We start from the raw sequence: 17,180 nt of genomic DNA, 5'->3' as shown, positions 1-17,180 counted from the left end.
GCTTCTCCATGAGATAGGCATCGATGAAGCGGCCGGTGTAGAGCGGCCCCGCATCCTTCCAGCCCTGCGCCAGGTAGAAGCGGTGGGCGGTGACGGTGCTCCTGAGTGTCGCCACAGCGGCGCCCCGTTCGGACATGAAGCTTTCCATGGTCGCGAGCAGAGCCCGGCTGACTCCGGCGAAGCGGTGAGCCGGGTGGACGTAGTTGAGGGTAATCTCGCGCTCGTCCCGAACGCTGCCGACGGCGGCGACGTGGCCATCGCGCTCCGAAACGAACAGCTGCGCGGCCGGGTCGGCCAGCATGGCGGCAACGCCCTCGGGAGTCTTGTTGGCGGTCCAGGCGGCGATGTTCTCGGGGTTGTGCCGGTGATCCAGTCCGCACAGCTGCGTAATCGAAGTGATCAGCAGGTCGCTCATGGCGTCGATGTCGGCGGGCCGCGCCGGCCGGACGACGATCACTTGACCACGGCCAGTTCCAGCACCCGGAGCACGCTCTCAAGGTCGTGGCCGCGCTTGAGCACGCGGCCTTCCTGGCTCAGCACCAGATACTGGCCCTGCCTGTTCCTCAGCCGGGGGTTCTTCTCGATGACATAGAGCGGGCGCTCGGAGGCCCGCCTGTAGATCGAAAACAGCGCCCTCTCGCGCAGGAAATCCAGCGCGTAGTCGCGCCACTCGCCATCGGCGACCTTGCGGCCATAGAGGTTGAGGATGGTGGAGAGCTCCCGGCGATCGAAGCTGACCGCCGGTACGAAGCGGGAGACTTTCGGACCGGCCCCGGCGGGAAAATCCACCACCAGACCCGGTCCACCCTGCTGTGGTTCGTCCACCCTGCTGCCTCCCGTCACGACAGTGTCATGATTGCCCCGATCGGCGGGGTTGGCAAGTCACGCGGGGACCGGGACGGCGACAAATCCCATTTCGGTCACATTGTGTCCCTCATGGCGCCAGATTGGACGGGCAGTGTCCTCATATTGCCTCCAGTGGCCGGCATCCGGGCTGACCGAGCCCCCAAACCACGATGCCCGAATGCCGGCCGCCCTACTTGCACCAGTCATTCTGACCCGCCGGTCGCTCCGACCGGCGGGTTCTTTTCTGGCTCACCTGGTGTAGCTGGCGGCCCCCAGGATCGGGCCGGGCAGGCCTTCGCGCTCCTGCTGCACGAGGATCGCAACCCCATTGGCCTTGCCGGTGAGCACCTCGTCGAGCGGCAGGCGGATCTGTCCCTCCGACCCCGGCCTGAACATGCCGACCACCTGGCGGCCGGTGACGATCTGGGTATAGGCGATCTTGCGGCCCTTGTTCTCGCCGCGTTCGATGTCGACCTCGGCCCGGTCGATGAAGGTGACCAGCCAGACCACGCCTTCCATCTGATCGTCGCCGCCGCTGATGGTGATGGTCATCAGCTTGTCGTCGTCGTCGCAGCTCAGCCCGACGAGGACTGGAAGGGCCGCTCGCGCCAGTGCGGCATCGACGGCCTCCTGCTTGCTCGCCACCACGCCGCCGGCGCCGTTGACGATCAGCTGCGGCGTGAAGATGCGGGAAGACCCCCAGCTCTGCGCATAGTCCCGCTGTCGGTCGGAGAAGGCCCGTTCGCCGAACGTGTCTTCCCAGCCCACGTAGTCCCAGTAGTCGACATGATAGGCGAGGGCGACGATGTCGCCACGCTCACCGAGTTCGGCGAGCATGGCATCGGCCTTCGGACACGAAGAGCACCCCTGCGAGGTGAACAGTTCGACCACCGCCCGCGGACCCTGGCGCAACTCGCCGGCGGCGGCCGGCAGCGAGGAGGCCAGCACGACCAGCATGATGAAAACGAAGAAACGATGCAGCATGCCTCTGTTCTAGGCATCGCACCCCCGCCGCGCGAGTCAATTCAGCGCGAGAACGTGCGTGAGGGGTGGGCGGCCGCCCCCGCGGGGCGGCCGGTCGATCAGGCGGCGACGAGGTTGCGCAGCACGTAGTGCAGGATGCCGCCGTTCTGGTAGTACTCGAGCTCGTTGATCGTATCGATGCGGCAACGGGTGGTGATCTCCTCGATCCGCCCGTCGTGGCGGACGATGCGCACCTTGACGTCGGAGCGCGGCGTCAGCGTGGTGAGGCCCTCGATCGACACGGTCTCGGTCCCCTCGAGCTTGAGGCTCTGCCAGCTCTCGCCTTCGGCGAACTGCAGCGGCAGGACGCCCATGCCGATGAGGTTGGAGCGGTGGATGCGCTCGAAGCTCTGGGCGATGACGGCACGGACGCCAAGCAGGCGCGTGCCCTTCGCCGCCCAGTCGCGCGACGAGCCGGTGCCGTACTCCCTGCCGGCGAAGATCACCAGCGGGGTGTCGGACTTCTGGAAGGCCATGGCGGCGTCGTACATGGCCATGACATCGCCGTTCGGGCCCCTGGTGAAGCCGCCTTCGACGCCGGGGACCATCTGGTTCTTGATGCGGATATTGGCGAAGGTGCCGCGCATCATCACCTCGTGGTTGCCGCGGCGGGCGCCATAGGAGTTGAAGTCCTTCGGCGACACCTGCCGTTCGACGAGGTACTTGCCGGCCGGCGTGCCCGACTTGAACGAACCGGCCGGCGAAATGTGGTCGGTGGTGATCGAGTCGAGGAAGAGGCTGAGAATGCGCGCCTCGTGGATGTCGGTGACCGGCTCGGGCTCCATCTTCAGCCCGTCGAAATAGGGTGGGTTCTGCACGTAGGTCGAGGACGAATTCCAGCGGTAGGTCTCGCCGCCGTCGACGGCGATCGCCTGCCAGTTGTCATCGCCCTTGAACACGTCCGAGTAGCGCCCAAGGAACATCTGCGGGGTGATGACGGATCGCACCACCTCGGCGATCTCCCGGTTGGAGGGCCAGATATCCCTGAGGAAGACCGGTCGGCCCTCGGCATCGGTGCCGAGCGGCTCGGTCGCGAGGTTGGTGGTCATCGTCCCGGCGATCGCGTAGGCGACGACCAGCGGCGGGGAGGCGAGGTAGTTGGCCCGCACGTCCGGATTGACGCGACCCTCGAAGTTGCGGTTGCCCGACAGCACCGAGGCGGCGACGAGATCATTGGCGTTGATGCATTCCGAGATGGCCTCGGGCAGCGGGCCGGAATTGCCGATGCAGGTGGTGCAGCCGTAGCCGACGAGGTTGAACCCCATGGCGTCGAGGTCGGCCTGCAGTCCCGCGGCGGTGAGATAGTCGGTGACCACCTGCGAGCCCGGCGCCAGCGAGGTCTTGACCCATGGCTTGGTGGTGAGGCCGCGAGCACGGGCCTTGCGGGCGACGAGCCCGGCGGCGATCAGCACATTGGGGTTCGAGGTGTTGGTGCACGAGGTGATGGCGGCGATCACCACATGACCGTCGGCCAGCTGGAAATTCTCGCCCCTGACCGGGAAGCCCGCGCCACGCGGCTTGCCGCCAGCGATGTCGACCAGCGCCTGTGCGAACTTCGGCGCCGCGTCGGTCAGCGACACGCGGTCCTGCGGGCGCTTGGGGCCGGACAGCGACGGCACCACCGTCGACAGATCGAGTTCGAGCGTGTCGGTGAACACCGGGTCCGCCGACGCGGTGGCGCGGAACATCCCTTGCGCCTCGGCATAGGCCTTGACCAGCGCCACGCGGTCGGCGTCCCGACCCGAGGTCTCGAGATAGGCAAGGGTGTCGACGTCAACGGGAAAGAAGCCGCAGGTCGCGCCGTACTCGGGCGCCATGTTGGCGATGGTTGCCTGGTCCTCGAGGCTCAGGTAGTCGAGGCCCGGGCCGTAGAACTCGACGAACTTGCCGACGACGCCCTTCCGGCGCAGCATCTCGGTGACAGTGAGTACCAGGTCGGTGGCAGTGATGCCCTCGTTGATCTTGCCGGTGAGCTTGAAGCCGACCACTTCGGGGATCAGCATGGTGATGGGCTGGCCGAGCATGGCCGCCTCGGCCTCGATGCCGCCGACGCCCCAGCCGAGCACGGCGAGACCGTTGACCATGGTGGTGTGGCTGTCGGTGCCCACCAGCGTATCGGGATAGGCGTAGATCTCGCCCGAGTCCTCATCCTTGCGGGTCCACACCGTCTGCGCCAGGTACTCGAGATTGACCTGGTGGCAGATGCCGGTGCCGGGCGGCACGACGCGGAAGTTGTCGAAGGCCTTCTGCCCCCAGCGCAGGAACTCGTAGCGCTCGCCATTGCGCTCGTATTCGAGATCGACGTTCTGGGTAAAGCTGAGCGGGGTGCCGTAGCTGTCGACCATCACCGAGTGATCGATGACGAGGTCGACCGGGACCAGCGGGTTGATCTTCTGCGGGTCGGCGCCGAGCTTGGCGGTCGCATCCCGCATCGCCGCGAGATCAACCACCGCCGGCACGCCGGTGAAGTCCTGCATCAGCACGCGTGCCGGGCGGTAGGAGATCTCGTGCTCGGAGGTGCGTGTCCGCAGCCAGTCGGCGACCGCCTCGATGTCCCTGCGGGTGACGGTGACGCCGTCCTCGAAGCGGAGCAGGTTCTCCAGCACCACCTTCATCGAGTGGGGTAGCTGGCTCACGCCCCTGAGGCCGTTCCGCTCGGCGAGCGGGATCGAGAAGTAGGAGTAGGTCCTGTCCCCGACTTTGAGCGTGGTTCTGGACTTGAAGCTGTCGAGGGACTTGGAGGTCACGGTGTCGCCTTCACGCGCTGGTGTTGCAAGGCGCCAACTCGGCCCTGTGGCGGGGACCCGAAGGCCCGCGGGACCAGGGGGCGAGGGCAGCAGATTGGAACCGGTCCAATCTGGGCTGGCTTATAGAGAAACAACTTCGCGCTTGCCAGCACGGACTTTGGTTGAATAGGCATGGCGCCGATGAGTGCCAGCCAGACCTTCGCACAAGCCCGGCTGCGGGTGCGCAACCTCGCCGTCAGGCGCGGGGAGCGACGGCTGTTCGCGGACCTCTCGTTCGAGCTGGCACCCGCCCAAGCGCTGCTGCTGCGCGGTCCCAATGGCGCCGGGAAATCGACCCTGCTGCTGACACTGGCGGGGGTGGTGCGGGCCGAGAAAGGCAGCGTCGAGATCGCAGGCGCCGACGAGCGGCCGCTGGTCCACCTGCTCACCTATCAGCACGGCATCAAGGCGCGGCTTACCGCCGCGGAGAATCTGGCCTTCTGGCGCCGGATGTACGGGGAAGATGGACTCACCGCGGCGGGCGCGCTGGAGGCGGTCGGCCTTGCCGGCCTCGCCGGGCTCGAGGCCGGTTACCTGTCATCCGGCCAGCTGCGCCGGCTGTCGCTGGCGCGGCTGCTCGTGTCGCAGCGCCCGCTGTGGCTCCTCGACGAACCCAGCGCCGCGCTCGACCGCGACGGCGAGGCGCTGCTCGGCCGGCTGATCGACGCGCATCGTGCCGCCGGAGGCATGGCGGTCATCGCCACCCATCACGATCTGCCGCTGGCAGACGCCATGGGCGTCGCCACGCTGACGCTCGGAGACGCATGGTGAGCGCCTTTCGCACCTTGATCGGGCGGGATCTGCGCCTCGCCGTGCGCGTCGGCGGCGAGGCCATGACACTGGTGCTGTTCTTCGTCATGGTGGCGGTGATCGTGCCCTTCGCCATCGGTCCCGACCGGCCGCAACTGATGCGGCTGGCCCCTGGCATCGTCTGGATCGCGGCGTTCCTGTCGATGCTGCTCGGGCTCGACCGGCTGTTCCGGTCCGACGACGAGGATGGCTCGCTGCTGCTGCTGCGTCACTCGGTGCTGCCGCTCGAGGCCGTCATTGCCGCAAAAGTGATCGCACACTGGCTGGTGACGGCGGTGCCATTGCTGCTCGCGACCCCGATCCTGGCGCTGCTGCTGTCGATGAGCTGGGCGCAGTGGTGGGGCACGGTGCTGGCCCTCGTCGCCGGCACCCCGGCCCTCACCAGCTTCGGCGCACTGGGCGCCGCGGTCACCGTGGGCCTGCGGCGCGGCGGCCTGATCGCTCCGGTGCTGATCCTGCCCCTCGCCATTCCGGTGATGATCTTCGGCGTCGGCATGCTCGATCCGCTCGCCGGAAACGGCGCGGCCCTGTTTCTGGTGGCGCTGAGCCTCGTCGTCACGGTGTTCTCGCCCTTCGCCGCCGCGCTTGCCTTGCGGGCGGCCGGAGAATAGACGAGATCGGCTCTGTTTCGCTGTTGACCTCGATCAAGGCGCAGCAGCCGAGCAACGACTACGACCCGGCAGCATCGAGACCGCCCTGATGACCGTCGACACCGTCAAGCAGCCCAACTGGTTCAGCCGCCTCGCGCATCCGGGTTTCTTCCTCACCTGGACGCGATACCTTATCCTGCCGCTGGCCATCGCGACCGTTCTCGCGTTCGCGGTCGGGCTGTGGTTTGCACTGGTCAATTCGCCCGAGGACTACCAGATGGGCGACATGGTGCGCGTCATGTACGTGCATGTCCCCAATGCCTGGCTGAGCCAGCTGGTCTACGGAACCATGGCGGTCTCCGCACTGGGCACGCTGGTCTGGCGCCACCCGCTCGCCGATGTCGCCAACAAGGCGGCCGCTCCGCTCGGCGCCGCGTTCACCGCGCTCGCCCTCTATACCGGCGCGCTCTGGGGCCGGCCGACCTGGGGCACGTTCTGGGAGTGGGACGGGCGGATGACGTCGACGCTGGTGCTGCTGCTCATCTATCTGGGCATCGTGGCGCTGTGGCGCGCCTTCGACGACCAGTTGAAGGCGGGCCGCATCATCGCCATCGTCACGCTCGTCGGCGCGCTGAACATCCCGGTGATCAAGTTCTCGGTCGACTGGTGGAACACGCTGCACCAGCCGGCGAGCGTGTTCACCGAGCAGGGGCCGCGCATGCCGCCCTCGATCCTGACACCGCTGCTGGTCATGATGCTGGCGTTCACGCTGCTGTTCGCGCTGCTCATGCTGGTGCGGATGCGCACCGAGGTGCTGCGTCGACGCGCCGACACCCTGAGCCGGCAGGCGGCACTCGCCGGGGGCGCCAAGTGACTAGCGAAGCCATGCACCTGCAATACATCGTCTTCGCCTATGCCGGGGTGGCGCTGGTGACCCTGGCGCTGATCGCCTATGTCGCCTTCGATGCGCGGGAGGTGAAGGCGAGGCTCGCCGCACTCGACAAGGCCGGCGTGCGCCGCCGCTCGGCCGGGACCGGCAATTGACCCGCATCGCCCTCGTTCTCTTGCCGCTGGTGCTGCTCGCGGCGCTGCTCGCCGTGTTCGCGCTCAACATGGACCGCGACCCCAGCCTCGTCCGCTCGGTGCTGATCGACAAGCCCGCGCCGCAGTTCAGCCTCGCCGCGGTGCCCGGCACGGGGGTGGAGGGGTTCGACACGGCGGCGCTCGAGGGCGAGGTGACGGTGGTCAACATCTTCGCCAGCTGGTGCATTCCCTGCCGCGACGAGCATCCGCTGCTCGAGGTGCTGAAGCAACGCGCCGGGGTGCGACTCTACGGCATCAACCAGCGCGACGCCGCCGAGAACGCCGTCGGCTTTCTCGGCGAACTGGGCAATCCCTACGACCGGATCGGCGCCGACAGCGACAACCGGGTCTCGATCGACTGGGGCGTCTATGGCGTGCCGGAGACCTTCGTCGTCAACGCGCGGGGCGTCATCACCTACAAGCACGTGGGTCCGATCACGCCGCAGTCGCTGGAAAAGGAAGTGCTGCCCGCCGTCGAGAAGGCGAAGGCCGGCTGAGTCCGTTTCAGGGCAGCGGGTCGAGCGGCGGGATCGGATCGATCGGCTGCTTTGGATCGGGCGCATAGCGGGTCAGCAGCGGCAACTGCAGCATCGAGAACACGATGGTGATGGGCATGATGCCCCAGACCTTGAAGGCCACCCACGTATCGGTGTCGAACAGGCGCCATACCACCTCGTTGGCGATGGCGAGGAACAGGAAGAACAGGCCCCAGTTCACCGTCAGCTTCCGCCAGCCCTCGGGCTTGAGCTTGTAGACGTCGCCAAACACGTATTTGAGCAGCGACTGGCCGAAGGCCAACCCGCCCAGCAGCGTCACGCCGAACAGCGTGTTGACGATGGTGGGCTTCATCTTGATGAACATGTCGTCCTTGAGCAGCAGCGTCAGCGTGCCGAAGACCAGCACGACGATGCCGGTGACGAGCGGCATGATGGCGATCTTCTTGAGCAGCAGCCAGCTCAGCGCCAGCGACACCACCATGGCACCCATGAACCAGGCGGTGGCGGTGAAGATGTCGGAAGTGCCGTTGACGAAGAAGAAGATGAGCAGCGGCCCGAGTTCGAGCGCGATCTTGATCAGCTGCGGCCTCAGCTCGCTCCAGTTCACCTCGGCAGGCTTGCTGTCGTCCGTCACTTGGCACTCCCTGCGACCGCTGTGGCGAAATCGCGCGCGGCGAACGCCTCCAGATTGTCCACACCCTCGCCCACGCCGATGAAGTGCACCGGCAGGCCGAATTTCTGCGCAATGGCGACCAGGATGCCGCCGCGCGCGGTACCGTCGAGCTTGGTCATCACCAGTCCGCTGACGCCGGCGCGCTTGCCGAAGATTTCCACCTGGCTGAGGGCGTTCTGCCCGGTGGTCGCATCGAGGGTGAGCAGCGTCGCATGCGGCGCCGACGGCTCGACCTTCCGGATCACGCGGATAATCTTTTCCAGCTCGCTCATCAACTCGTCGCGATTGTGGAGCCGTCCGGCAGTGTCGATCATCAGTACGTCGACGCCCTCGGTGCGCGCCCGCTCAACCGCCTCGTAGGCGAGGCCGGAGGCGTCGGACCCGGCCGGCTTCGCGATGACCTCGGCGCCGGTGCGCTGGCCCCAGACCTGCAACTGCTCGATGGCGGCGGCGCGGAAGGTGTCGCCGGCCGCCAGCATCACCGACTTGCCCTGGGCGCGGAACAGCCCGGCCAGCTTGCCGATGGTGGTGGTCTTGCCGGTGCCGTTCACGCCGACCATGAGGATGACGAAGGGTTTCTGCGCGGCATCGACGACGAGCGGCCGGGCCACCGGATCGAGCACCTTGACGATTTCGCTGGCGAGCACCTCGCGCACGTCCTCGGCCGAGATGTCGCGGTCGAAGCGGTCGCGGCGCAGCGCCTCGGTGACCTGGCTGGCCATGTCGAGGCCGAAATCGGCCTGGATCAGGATGTCCTCGAGCTCGTCGAGCATCGCCTGATCGAGCTTCTTCTTGGTGAAGACGGCCGCGATATTGCCGGTCAGCTGGTCGGAGGTGCGCTTGAGGCCGGAGGCGAGGCGCTGGAACCAGTTGAGCTTCTTCGGCGGCTCGGCGGGCGTGGCGGCCTCCACCTTCTCGATGTAGGTCGGGGTCGCCTCGGGCGGGCCGGGCGGTGCCTCGGAGACGATTTCCTCAGGCGATTCAATGGTGAGGCCGGCCTCGTGCATGGCCTCCTCAAGGGCGATCTCCTGATCGGGCGGCAGCACCAGCGGGGCGGCGTCCACCACTTCGTCGAGAAGGATGTCAGCCTCGAGATCCTCGGCGACCGTGTGCTCGCGGGCCGGCTCGGCGGGCTTGTCGCCGCCGCCGAACAGGCGCTGGAGGAAACCCTTCTTCTTTTCGACCATCAGGCTGCAGACCTTATCGGCTCGCCGACGAGGCCGGTGGGCGAGGTACCGGTGATGCGGGCGGCCACGAGTTCGCCCTGCTTGTGCCCCGGAACGGTCACCGTGATGAACTGTTCCTGACGGCCGATGCCATCCTGTTCGACGAGGACGTTCTCGATGGCGCCGAGGCGGGAATGGGTGAGCTTTTCGAACTGGCGCTCGCCCAGCGCCCTGAGGGCGGCCGCGCGGCGGCGCGCCACGGCCCTGTCGACCTGCGGCATGCGTGCGGCGGGCGTGCCCGGCCGGGGGGAGAACGGAAAGACGTGCAGGTAGGTGAGGTCGGCTTGCTGAACGAAGCTGAACGTATTCTCGAACATCGCCTCGTCCTCGGTGGGAAAGCCGGCGATGATGTCGGCGCCGAAAACGATGCCGGGGCGCAGCGCGCGGAACCTCACGACCACCGACAGCGCCTCGTCGCGGCTGTGCCGGCGCTTCATGCGCTTGAGGATCAGGTCGTCGCCCGACTGCAGCGAGAGGTGGAGGTGCGGCATCAGCCGCTGATCGGAGGCCATGGCGTCGTAGAAGGCGTCGTCGGCCTCGATCGAGTCGACGGACGAGATCCGCAGCCGCGGCAGGTCGGGGACGTGGCGCAGGATCTGCTGGACCAGCTTGCCCAGCGTCGGGGTGCCGGGCAGGTCGGGGCCGTAGGAGGTGATGTCGACCCCGGTCAGGACGATCTCGCGGTAACCATTGCCGACCAGCCGCCTGATCTGCTCGACCACCACGCCCATCGGCACCGAGCGCGACGGCCCGCGCCCGAACGGGATGATGCAGAAGGTGCAGCGATGGTCGCAGCCGTTCTGCACCTGGACGAAGGCGCGGGCCCGGCCGTCGAGGCCATCGATGAGGTGCGCGGCGGTCTCGCGCACGCTCATGATGTCGTTGACCTGCACCTTGTCGTTGAGCGGCACGCCGAAGGCGATGGGCGCATAGCTCTCGGACTTCATCTTGTCGGCATTGCCGATGACGAGGTCGACCTCGGCCATGTCGCCGAACGACCGCGCCTCGGTCTGCGCGGCGCAGCCGGTGACGATGATGGCGCGGCCGGGATTGTCGCGGCGGGCCTTGCGGATCTGCTGCCGGGCCTGGCGCACGGCCTCGGCGGTCACCGCACAGGTGTTGACGATCAGCGCGTCGCTCAGCCCGGCCTTCTCGGCCTCGGCCTTCATCACTTCCGATTCATAGGCGTTGAGGCGGCAGCCGAAGGTCAGCGTCTCGACGGCCATCAGGCGAGCTCCCGCTCGCGCGACCAGCTGCCGGTGCGGGGATCGAAGCGGCCGGCGAATTCGCGCTCGGCCGGGCCGGTCAGCAGCACATGGTCGTCGGCGCGCCACTCGACGACGAGATCGCCGCCGGGCAGCGTCACCGTCGCCTTGCGTCCGGTCCGGTAGGTGCGCGCCCCGTTGACCAGCGCGGCGCAGGCAGCCGTGCCGCAGGCCCGGGTCAGCCCGGCGCCGCGTTCCCAGGTCCTCAGGATGATGCGGTCGGGCGCCACCACCTGCGCCAGCGAGATGTTGGCGCGCTCGGGAAAGATCGGGTGGTTCTCGAGCAGCGGGCCGAAGCGGTCGAGCGCATAGTTCCAGACGTCGTCCTCGACCCAGAACGTCGCATGCGGGTTGCCCATCGAGGCGACCGAGGGGGTGTGCAGCACCGGATCGTCGATCGGCCCGATCTGCAGCTCGATCCCAGTCGTATCGTGGAATTCCTCGGCGAGCGGAATCTCGTCCCAGCCGAAGCGCGGCCTGCCCATGTCGACGGTGATGGAACCGTCGGCGTGCTCGCTGCCGGTGAGGATGCCGGCGAGGGTCTCGAAGACGAAGCTCCTGAGGCCCGTCTCGGCGGCCAGCGCCTGCACCACGCAGCGCATGCCGTTGCCGCAGGCCTGCGCCAGCGAGCCGTCCGAGTTGATGATCTCGACATAGTTGGCGGTGCCGGGGGTGCGCGGATCGTGGATCGCCATGATCTGGTCGAAGCGGGTCGCCGGATCGGCGGCGAGGGCCACGGCCGCCGCCGGGGTGACGCGGTCGGCGCGCCCGCGCATGTCGGCAACGATGATCTCGTTGCCGAGCCCGTTCATCTTGAGGAAGGGGGCACTGGACATGCGGCTGACCCTGCGGCCGGAATTTGGGCTCTATATGGCGGATGTGCGCGGCAATTGCCAGCCTCACCGCCGGCGGGCCGCCACCGGACATGGTAAACGCTTCCTTAGCGATCGTCGGCTAGCGTGTCGGAAAGGGAGATTCCGACGATGCCAGAGGCTACCGCCCGTCGCCTGACCGACCCGCGACACGACTCGGACGAATCCGAGCTCGGCGAGATCGCTGCCCGGATCGGGGGACTGGGGGTCGAGATCGCCGACCTCAGCGGCCTCGTCGGCGATCTGGCCGGCATCGGCGCGACCCAGGGGAAAGCGGCCGGTGCGGCCATGTCGGCGGCGCGATCGATGCAGGCGAGCTCGACCTCGCTCAGCGCCTCGATGCAGCAAGCCCGTGCCGCCGCCGCCCGTACCCGCGAGGTCCTCAGCCGCAGCGCCGGCGAGATCGGCGGCGTGGTCGAGCGTACCGCCTCGACCCTCAAGACCCTGTCGGATGGCGCCGTCGAGATGAGCAGCGCGCTGGGCAGCGTCGAGGCCACGCTCAGGAACGTGCAGGCGGCCAGTACCGCCATCCAGAAGGTGGCGCAGGAGACCAAGCTCCTCGCCCTCAACGCCAGCGTCGAGGCGGCGCGGGCCGGCGAGGCCGGGCGAGGCTTCGCGGTGATCGCCGTGGCCGTCAAGGACCTCGCCGACCAGGTGCGGAGCTTCTCGGCCCAGAACGAGGCCAACCTCGCCGAGCTCACCCAGACCCTGACCTCGCTGCTCTCGGCCGCGAGGGCCAATGCCGATGCCGCCGGCGCCGCGATGACCGACGCACAGGCCGCCGGTCGCACCAGCGAGACGCTGCACCTGCTGGTCGAATCGGCCGGCGGCCTCGCCGACGACATCGACGCGATGGGGCAGCCGGTCGAGCACACCATGGCGGCGGTCGCCGAGATGCAGGCCGAACTCGGGCAGCTGGTCGACACGGTCGGCGCCGCCCGGGCCAAGCTGGGGACGGCCGCCAAGCGCAGCGACTCGATCCTCGAGATCTCGGAGGACAGCATGCGGCTCGTCGCCGAGAGCGGCATCGAGACGCCGGACACCCCGATCATCGCGCTCTGCCGCGACAGGGCCGCCAGCATCGGCGCGCTGTTCGAACAGGCGGTCGCCGACGGCCAGCTGACGATGGCGCAGCTGTTCGACGAGGACTACCGCCCGGTGCCGGGTTCGGACCCGGCCCAGGTGACCACGAGGTTCCTCGCCTTCACCGACCGGCACCTGCCGGCCATCCAGGAGCCGGTGCTCGGCTTCGACCGCCGCATCACCTTCTGCGCCGCCGTCGACCGTAACGGCTACCTGCCGACGCATAACCGCATCTATTCGCAGCCGCAGGGTGCCGATCCGGTGTGGAACGCCGCCAATTGCCGGAACCGCCGCATCTTCGCCGATCGCACCGGACTGGCGGCGGGGCGCAACACCCGGCCGTTCCTGCTGCAGACCTACCGCCGCGACATGGGCGGCGGCGTGTTCGCGCTGATGAAGGACTGCTCGGCCCCGATCCTGGTCAGGGGCCGGCACTGGGGCGGCCTGCGCATCGCCTTCAAGGTCTGACGCCGTCCGCCGCGGCACGGGCGGCGAGCTGGGCCAGCAGCGGTGCCAGTTCGGCCGGCGGCGCGCGCTCGATGCGGCGGTACTCCCGGCCATCGACGGTGCGCTCGAGCATGCGCGCATCGACCATGGCGCGGCGGATCAGCGCGTGGTCGCCGAAGCCATGCCAGGACCTGATCAGCGCGCTGACCTGCCGCTCGGTGAACACCTCGCCGCGCGGCAGGCGCGACCAGAAGACCCATTGGCACAGCGTCTGCAGCGCGAGCCGCGACGGCCAGCTCAGCAGCACGCCGCCGGCATCGAAGTAGCGGGCGGCTTTTTCGACCTGGGCCAGATCGGCGCGCGGGGCGGGCTCGGCCGCGGCCCGAAGGCGATCGCCGGTCTCGGCATCGGCCCTCAGGTGCTGGTAGTTGGCGAAGCCGGCGGCTTTGGCGATGAGATTGAGCAGCTCGACATGGGACGGCACGCCCTCACGGACGGCCAGCCCCTGGCGGAGTGCCTTGGCGAAGGGGGAAAGGTCGGGGATTTCAAGCGGAATGGCGGTACGGGGCATGACTCATCCTCGGTTGGTGCCGATCCGAAACGGACATCGCGGCCGCCGGCTTGCGAGATGGCACGAAGGACAAGTGCTGGCTCGAAGGATAGTCGCAGGTCTAGCTCCCCGGAATGGGGCGGCGGCGCCTGGGTGAACTGCGGACCCGATATGAAGTATAGCGCTGCCTCGCGGGATCGGACAGTCCCCTGCGGCAGGATCGTCATCATTGTTGCATACGTATGCATTTCGTGGGAGTGCTGCCCGATTCGTTTCGCCACGGGAGGCCCGACATGAAAGCCGCCGTCCTTCGGGCCTTCGACAGGCCGCTCGCCATCGAGGACATCGCCCTTGCCGATCCGCGCGATCGCGAGGTGCTGGTCCGCATCATGGCCACCGGAGTGTGCGCCAGCGACCTGTCCACCATCCGCGGCAAGACCGCCTCGGAACTGCCGCTGGTGCCGGGCCACGAGGCCTCCGGCATCGTCGAGCGGGTCGGGGCGGGCGTTTCCCGACTGAAACGCGGCGACCGGGTGGTGCTGAGTTGGGCGCCCAATTGCGGCCATTGCTTCTACTGCCAGGAGAGCCACCCGACGCTGTGCGAGACCTATGGCGGCGCGGCCATGAGCGGGGGTCTGTGGGATCGCACCAGCCGCCTGGGTCCGGCCGCGGCGCCGCTCAAGCACTATTCCTGCGTGTCGTCCTTTGCCGAACTGGCGGTGGTACCCGAGACCGGATGCATCCCGATTGCCGACGACGTGCCGTTCGCCGTGGCGGCGCTGGTGGGCTGCGCGGTGACGACCGGGTTCGGCGCCGTCACCAATGACGCGGCCGTGCGGCCGGGAGACTGCATTGCGGTGGTCGGCGTCGGCGGCGTGGGCATCAATGCCATCGCGGCGGCCCGGCTGGCGGGAGCCGAGATCATCTGCGCCATCGACGTCAACCCGGCCAAGCGCGAGGTGGCGCTGGCGCACGGCGCCACCCACTTCGTCAACGCCGCCGACGCGGATTGCCGCGAGCAGGTGCGGCAGCTCGGCCACGGGCGCGGCGCCGACGGCACCATCGAATGCACCGGCCGCCCGGCGGCGATGAGCATGGCCTACGACATCACGCGGCCGGCCGGCACGGTGGTGATCGTCGGCATCGCGCCCGTCGGCACGCAGTTCGCCATCCCGGCGATCGGCTTTCCCGGCTCGAAGAAGCGCATCGTCGGCTCGATCTATGGCGGCGGCGTGCCCGAGCGCGACATCGGCCGCATCCTCTCGCTCTATCGCCAGGGCCGGCTCGACCTCGACCGGCAGATCGGCCGGCGTATCGCCCTCGCCGAGGTCAACAAGGCCCTCGCGGAGCTGGAAGCGGGCGTCCTCGCCCGGACCATCATCGCCTTCGACTGAGCGATAGCGGGCCGGCGATCGCGGCTGGGCGGTGCCCCTTCCTTGACTCCGCCCCGTTCCTCCTCTATTCCCCGCGCCAATCCATCAGGTTCGAACGCCTGACGGCCGACCGGGACCCGTGAAGGTATAAAGAGATCCCGGAGGCTCACACCCGACAGCGCGATGCGCCCTCGGGTGGGTTTGGCGTTTGCGTCGATGGACCCTACATCCCGTATCTCGCGGGATAAGGACGGACCGATGTTTGAATCACTCAGCGACCGGCTTGGGAAAATCTTCGACGGACTGCGCGGGCGCGGGGCGCTCGGCGACAAGGACGTCGACGAGGCGCTGCGCGAGGTGCGGCGGGCCCTGCTCGAGGCCGACGTGTCGCTGGAGGTGGTCAAGGCCTTCGTTGAGCAGGTGCGCGAGCGCGCCGTCGGCGCCGAGGTCACCCGCTCGGTGACGCCGGGCCAGCAGGTCGTCAAGATCGTCCATGACGAGCTGGTCAAGGTGCTGGGCGAGACGCAGGTGCCGATCGACTTCAACACCGCGCCGCCGATGACCATGCTGATGGTGGGCCTGCAGGGCGCCGGCAAGACCACGCTTTCGGCCAAGCTCGCCAAGCGCATGTCTGAGCGGCAGGGCAAGAAGGTGCTGATGGCCTCGCTCGACGACCGCCGGCCGGCGGCCAAGGAGCAGCTGCGCGTGCTCGGCGAGCAGATCGGCGTTGCGACGCTGCCCATCCAGCAGGACGAGACGCCGGTCGACATCGCCCGGCGCGCCCAGCGCGAGGCGCGCCTCGGCGGCTACGACGTGCTGATCCTCGACACGGCCGGCCGGACGCATGTCGACGAGGACCTGATGGCGGAGACGGCGGCGGTCAAGGCCGCCACCGAGCCGCACGAGATCCTGCTCGTCGCTGATGCGCTGACCGGCCAGGATGCGGTGAACCTGGCGCGCTCGTTCGACGCGCGGGTCGACATTTCGGGCATCGTCCTGACCCGCGTCGACGGCGACGGCCGCGGCGGCGCGGCGCTGTCGATGCGGGCGGCGACCGGCAAGCCGATCAAGCTGCTCGGCACCGGCGAGAAGATGGATGCGCTCGAGGACTTCCACCCCTCGCGCATCGCCGACCGAATCCTGGGCATGGGCGACATCGTCAGCCTCGTCGAGAAGGCGGCGCAGAACGTTTCGGCCGAAGACGCGGCCAAGATGGCCAAGAAGCTCAAGAAGGGCAGCTTCGACCTCGAGGACCTGCGCACGCAGCTGCTGCAGATGAAGAAGATGGGCGGCATGGGCGCGCTGATGGGCATGATGCCCGGCATGGGCCAGATGAAGAAGGCTATGGCCGGCGCCAATCTCGACGACAAGGTGTTCGACCGGCAGATCGCCGTCATCAACTCGATGACCAAGGCGGAGCGGGCCAACCCGGACCTGCTGAACGCGAAGCGGCGCATCCGCATCGCCAACGGTTCGGGCACCAAGGTCGAGGACGTCAACAAGCTGATGAAGCAGCACCGCCAGATGGCGGACATGATGAAGAAGGTGTCGAAGGGCGGCATGGGTTCGCTCGCCGGCATGTTCGGCGGCAAGATGGGCGGCATGATGCCGGGGCTGGGCAACATGCCCGACCCCGCCAAGATGGACCCGGCCGAGATCGAGCGGCTGGCGCGCCAGATGGGCATCGACCCCGCCTCGCTCCCCGCTCCCGGCGGCGCGGCCCCGGCGCCCAAGGCGCTCTCCGACAAGCTGCCGAGCGATGTCGGCAAGCTGCTCAATTCCGGCCCGGGCCTGCCCGGGCTCGGGAGCGCGTCGCGCTTCCCAGGCCTGCCCGGCCTCGGCGGCGGCTTCGTGCCCAAGAAGAAATAACCGATCAGAACCGACAAACCGAAGGACTCAAGATGTCGCTGAAACTCCGCCTCGCCCGTGCCGGCACCAAGAAGCGCCCCTACTACCATGTCGTCGTCTCGGACGCCCGTTCGCCGCGCGACGGCCGCTTCATCGAGAAGATCGGCACCTATGATCCGATGCTCGCCGACAAGGAGCAGCGCGTCTC

The 17,180-nt window shown here is 68.2% G+C and carries 18 protein-coding genes; 9 read left to right on the top strand and 9 right to left on the bottom strand.

Going from position 1 to position 17,180, the window contains the following annotated elements; translation table 11 throughout:
• The 4 genes from ACE3TU_RS09085 to acnA form a co-directional block, all read right to left on the bottom strand.
• Positions 1 to 457 (bottom strand): GNAT family N-acetyltransferase (locus ACE3TU_RS09085; RefSeq protein ID WP_374623026.1); only part of this gene is annotated, 457 nt, incomplete at its 3' end.
• A complete protein-coding gene (locus ACE3TU_RS09080; RefSeq protein WP_374623023.1) occupies positions 454 to 825 on the bottom strand; it encodes a DUF2794 domain-containing protein in 372 nt (123 codons plus the stop codon). The genes ACE3TU_RS09080 and ACE3TU_RS09085, both read right to left, overlap by 4 nt.
• Positions 826 to 1,095: 270 nt before the next feature.
• Entirely contained in the window at positions 1,096 to 1,830 is a 735-nt protein-coding gene (locus tag ACE3TU_RS09075) for a DUF1223 domain-containing protein (protein WP_374623020.1), read from the bottom strand.
• Between the two features lie 98 nt (positions 1,831 to 1,928).
• A complete protein-coding gene (gene acnA / locus ACE3TU_RS09070) occupies positions 1,929 to 4,616 on the bottom strand; it encodes an aconitate hydratase AcnA (protein ID WP_374623017.1) in 2,688 nt (895 codons plus the stop codon).
• 180 nt (positions 4,617 to 4,796) lie between these two features.
• On the opposite strand from acnA, the gene ccmA reads away from it, so the two are divergent.
• The 5 genes from ccmA to ACE3TU_RS09045 all read left to right on the top strand — a co-directional run bounded on the left by ccmA (position 4,797) and on the right by ACE3TU_RS09045 (position 7,635).
• Positions 4,797 to 5,426 carry a heme ABC exporter ATP-binding protein CcmA gene (gene ccmA, locus ACE3TU_RS09065; protein ID WP_374623015.1) on the top strand — a complete coding sequence of 210 codons (630 nt, stop codon included), beginning with the start codon at positions 4,797 to 4,799 and terminating at the stop codon, positions 5,424 to 5,426.
• On the top strand, positions 5,423 to 6,076 hold the full coding sequence (ccmB, locus tag ACE3TU_RS09060) for a heme exporter protein CcmB (protein ID WP_374623013.1): 654 nt from the start codon (positions 5,423 to 5,425) through the stop codon (positions 6,074 to 6,076). Before ccmA ends, ccmB begins: the two co-directional genes overlap by 4 nt.
• 88 nt (positions 6,077 to 6,164) lie before the next feature.
• Positions 6,165 to 6,929: a heme ABC transporter permease gene (locus ACE3TU_RS09055; RefSeq protein ID WP_374623010.1), complete on the top strand. Its 765-nt coding sequence runs from the start codon at positions 6,165 to 6,167 to the stop codon at positions 6,927 to 6,929.
• Positions 6,926 to 7,099: a hypothetical protein gene (locus ACE3TU_RS09050; protein ID WP_374623008.1), complete on the top strand. Its 174-nt coding sequence runs from the start codon at positions 6,926 to 6,928 to the stop codon at positions 7,097 to 7,099. Before ACE3TU_RS09055 ends, ACE3TU_RS09050 begins: the two co-directional genes overlap by 4 nt.
• The gene (locus tag ACE3TU_RS09045; RefSeq protein WP_374623005.1) at positions 7,096 to 7,635 is read left to right on the top strand and encodes a DsbE family thiol:disulfide interchange protein; all 540 of its coding nucleotides are present in this window, start codon (positions 7,096 to 7,098) and stop codon (positions 7,633 to 7,635) included. Before ACE3TU_RS09050 ends, ACE3TU_RS09045 begins: the two co-directional genes overlap by 4 nt.
• Positions 7,636 to 7,642: 7 nt before the next feature.
• Here the strand turns inward: ACE3TU_RS09045 and ACE3TU_RS09040 are convergent, their stop codons facing one another.
• Genes ACE3TU_RS09040 through dapF form a run of 4 tightly spaced genes read right to left on the bottom strand, consistent with a single transcriptional unit; the run spans position 7,643 to position 11,635 of the window.
• Positions 7,643 to 8,269 (bottom strand): septation protein A, encoded by a 627-nt coding sequence (locus ACE3TU_RS09040; RefSeq protein WP_374623003.1) that lies wholly within the window; start codon positions 8,267 to 8,269, stop codon positions 7,643 to 7,645.
• Positions 8,266 to 9,495, bottom strand: a complete 1,230-nt coding sequence (gene ftsY, locus ACE3TU_RS09035; RefSeq protein WP_374623000.1) for a signal recognition particle-docking protein FtsY — start codon at positions 9,493 to 9,495, stop codon at positions 8,266 to 8,268. Before ftsY ends, ACE3TU_RS09040 begins: the two co-directional genes overlap by 4 nt.
• On the bottom strand, positions 9,495 to 10,760 hold the full coding sequence (gene mtaB, locus ACE3TU_RS09030; protein WP_374622997.1) for a tRNA (N(6)-L-threonylcarbamoyladenosine(37)-C(2))-methylthiotransferase MtaB: 1,266 nt from the start codon (positions 10,758 to 10,760) through the stop codon (positions 9,495 to 9,497). The genes ftsY and mtaB overlap by 1 nt, the downstream gene beginning before the upstream one ends.
• The gene (gene dapF / locus ACE3TU_RS09025; protein ID WP_374622994.1) at positions 10,760 to 11,635 is read right to left on the bottom strand and encodes a diaminopimelate epimerase; all 876 of its coding nucleotides are present in this window, start codon (positions 11,633 to 11,635) and stop codon (positions 10,760 to 10,762) included. Before dapF ends, mtaB begins: the two co-directional genes overlap by 1 nt.
• A gap of 147 nt (positions 11,636 to 11,782) precedes the next feature.
• Between dapF and ACE3TU_RS09020 the strand changes: the two genes are divergently transcribed.
• Positions 11,783 to 13,222: a methyl-accepting chemotaxis protein gene (locus tag ACE3TU_RS09020; protein ID WP_374622991.1), complete on the top strand. Its 1,440-nt coding sequence runs from the start codon at positions 11,783 to 11,785 to the stop codon at positions 13,220 to 13,222.
• Here ACE3TU_RS09020 and ACE3TU_RS09015 read toward each other — a convergent pair.
• A complete protein-coding gene (locus ACE3TU_RS09015) occupies positions 13,212 to 13,772 on the bottom strand; it encodes a DUF2087 domain-containing protein (protein WP_374622988.1) in 561 nt (186 codons plus the stop codon). The two genes, ACE3TU_RS09020 and ACE3TU_RS09015, sit on opposite strands and share 11 nt — an antisense overlap.
• Before the next feature lie 272 nt (positions 13,773 to 14,044).
• Between ACE3TU_RS09015 and ACE3TU_RS09010 the strand changes: the two genes are divergently transcribed.
• From ACE3TU_RS09010 to rpsP, 3 genes are all read left to right on the top strand, one after another.
• A complete protein-coding gene (locus tag ACE3TU_RS09010; protein WP_374622986.1) occupies positions 14,045 to 15,145 on the top strand; it encodes an alcohol dehydrogenase catalytic domain-containing protein in 1,101 nt (366 codons plus the stop codon).
• Positions 15,146 to 15,382: 237 nt separating this feature from the next.
• On the top strand, positions 15,383 to 16,993 hold the full coding sequence (gene ffh / locus ACE3TU_RS09005) for a signal recognition particle protein (protein WP_374622983.1): 1,611 nt from the start codon (positions 15,383 to 15,385) through the stop codon (positions 16,991 to 16,993).
• Positions 16,994 to 17,025: 32 nt separating this feature from the next.
• Positions 17,026 to 17,180, top strand: a 155-nt coding sequence (gene rpsP, locus ACE3TU_RS09000) for a 30S ribosomal protein S16 (protein ID WP_374623029.1), incomplete at its 3' end; no start/stop codon positions are given.

This window comes from Devosia sp., from assembly GCF_041917035.1.
Classification (GTDB): Bacteria; Pseudomonadota; Alphaproteobacteria; order Rhizobiales; family Devosiaceae; genus Devosia_A.
Note: the sequence above shows the minus strand (reverse complement) of the source record. Positions and strands in the feature narration are given on the sequence as shown.

Excerpts from the sequence above, each read along its gene's own strand:
- ACE3TU_RS09075 (WP_374623020.1), bottom strand. The coding sequence starts at position 1,830 with ATGCTGCATCGTTTCTTCGTTTTCATCATGCTGGTCGTGCTGGCCTCC.
- ccmA (WP_374623015.1), top strand. The coding sequence starts at position 4,797 with ATGAGTGCCAGCCAGACCTTCGCACAAGCCCGGCTGCGGGTGCGCAAC.
- ACE3TU_RS09055 (WP_374623010.1), top strand. The coding sequence starts at position 6,165 with ATGACCGTCGACACCGTCAAGCAGCCCAACTGGTTCAGCCGCCTCGCG.
- ftsY (WP_374623000.1), bottom strand. The coding sequence starts at position 9,495 with ATGGTCGAAAAGAAGAAGGGTTTCCTCCAGCGCCTGTTCGGCGGCGGC.
- mtaB (WP_374622997.1), bottom strand. The coding sequence starts at position 10,760 with ATGGCCGTCGAGACGCTGACCTTCGGCTGCCGCCTCAACGCCTATGAA.
- dapF (WP_374622994.1), bottom strand. The coding sequence starts at position 11,635 with ATGTCCAGTGCCCCCTTCCTCAAGATGAACGGGCTCGGCAACGAGATC.
- ACE3TU_RS09020 (WP_374622991.1), top strand. The coding sequence starts at position 11,783 with ATGCCAGAGGCTACCGCCCGTCGCCTGACCGACCCGCGACACGACTCG.
- ACE3TU_RS09015 (WP_374622988.1), bottom strand. The coding sequence starts at position 13,772 with ATGCCCCGTACCGCCATTCCGCTTGAAATCCCCGACCTTTCCCCCTTC.
- ACE3TU_RS09010 (WP_374622986.1), top strand. The coding sequence starts at position 14,045 with ATGAAAGCCGCCGTCCTTCGGGCCTTCGACAGGCCGCTCGCCATCGAG.
- ffh (WP_374622983.1), top strand. The coding sequence starts at position 15,383 with ATGTTTGAATCACTCAGCGACCGGCTTGGGAAAATCTTCGACGGACTG.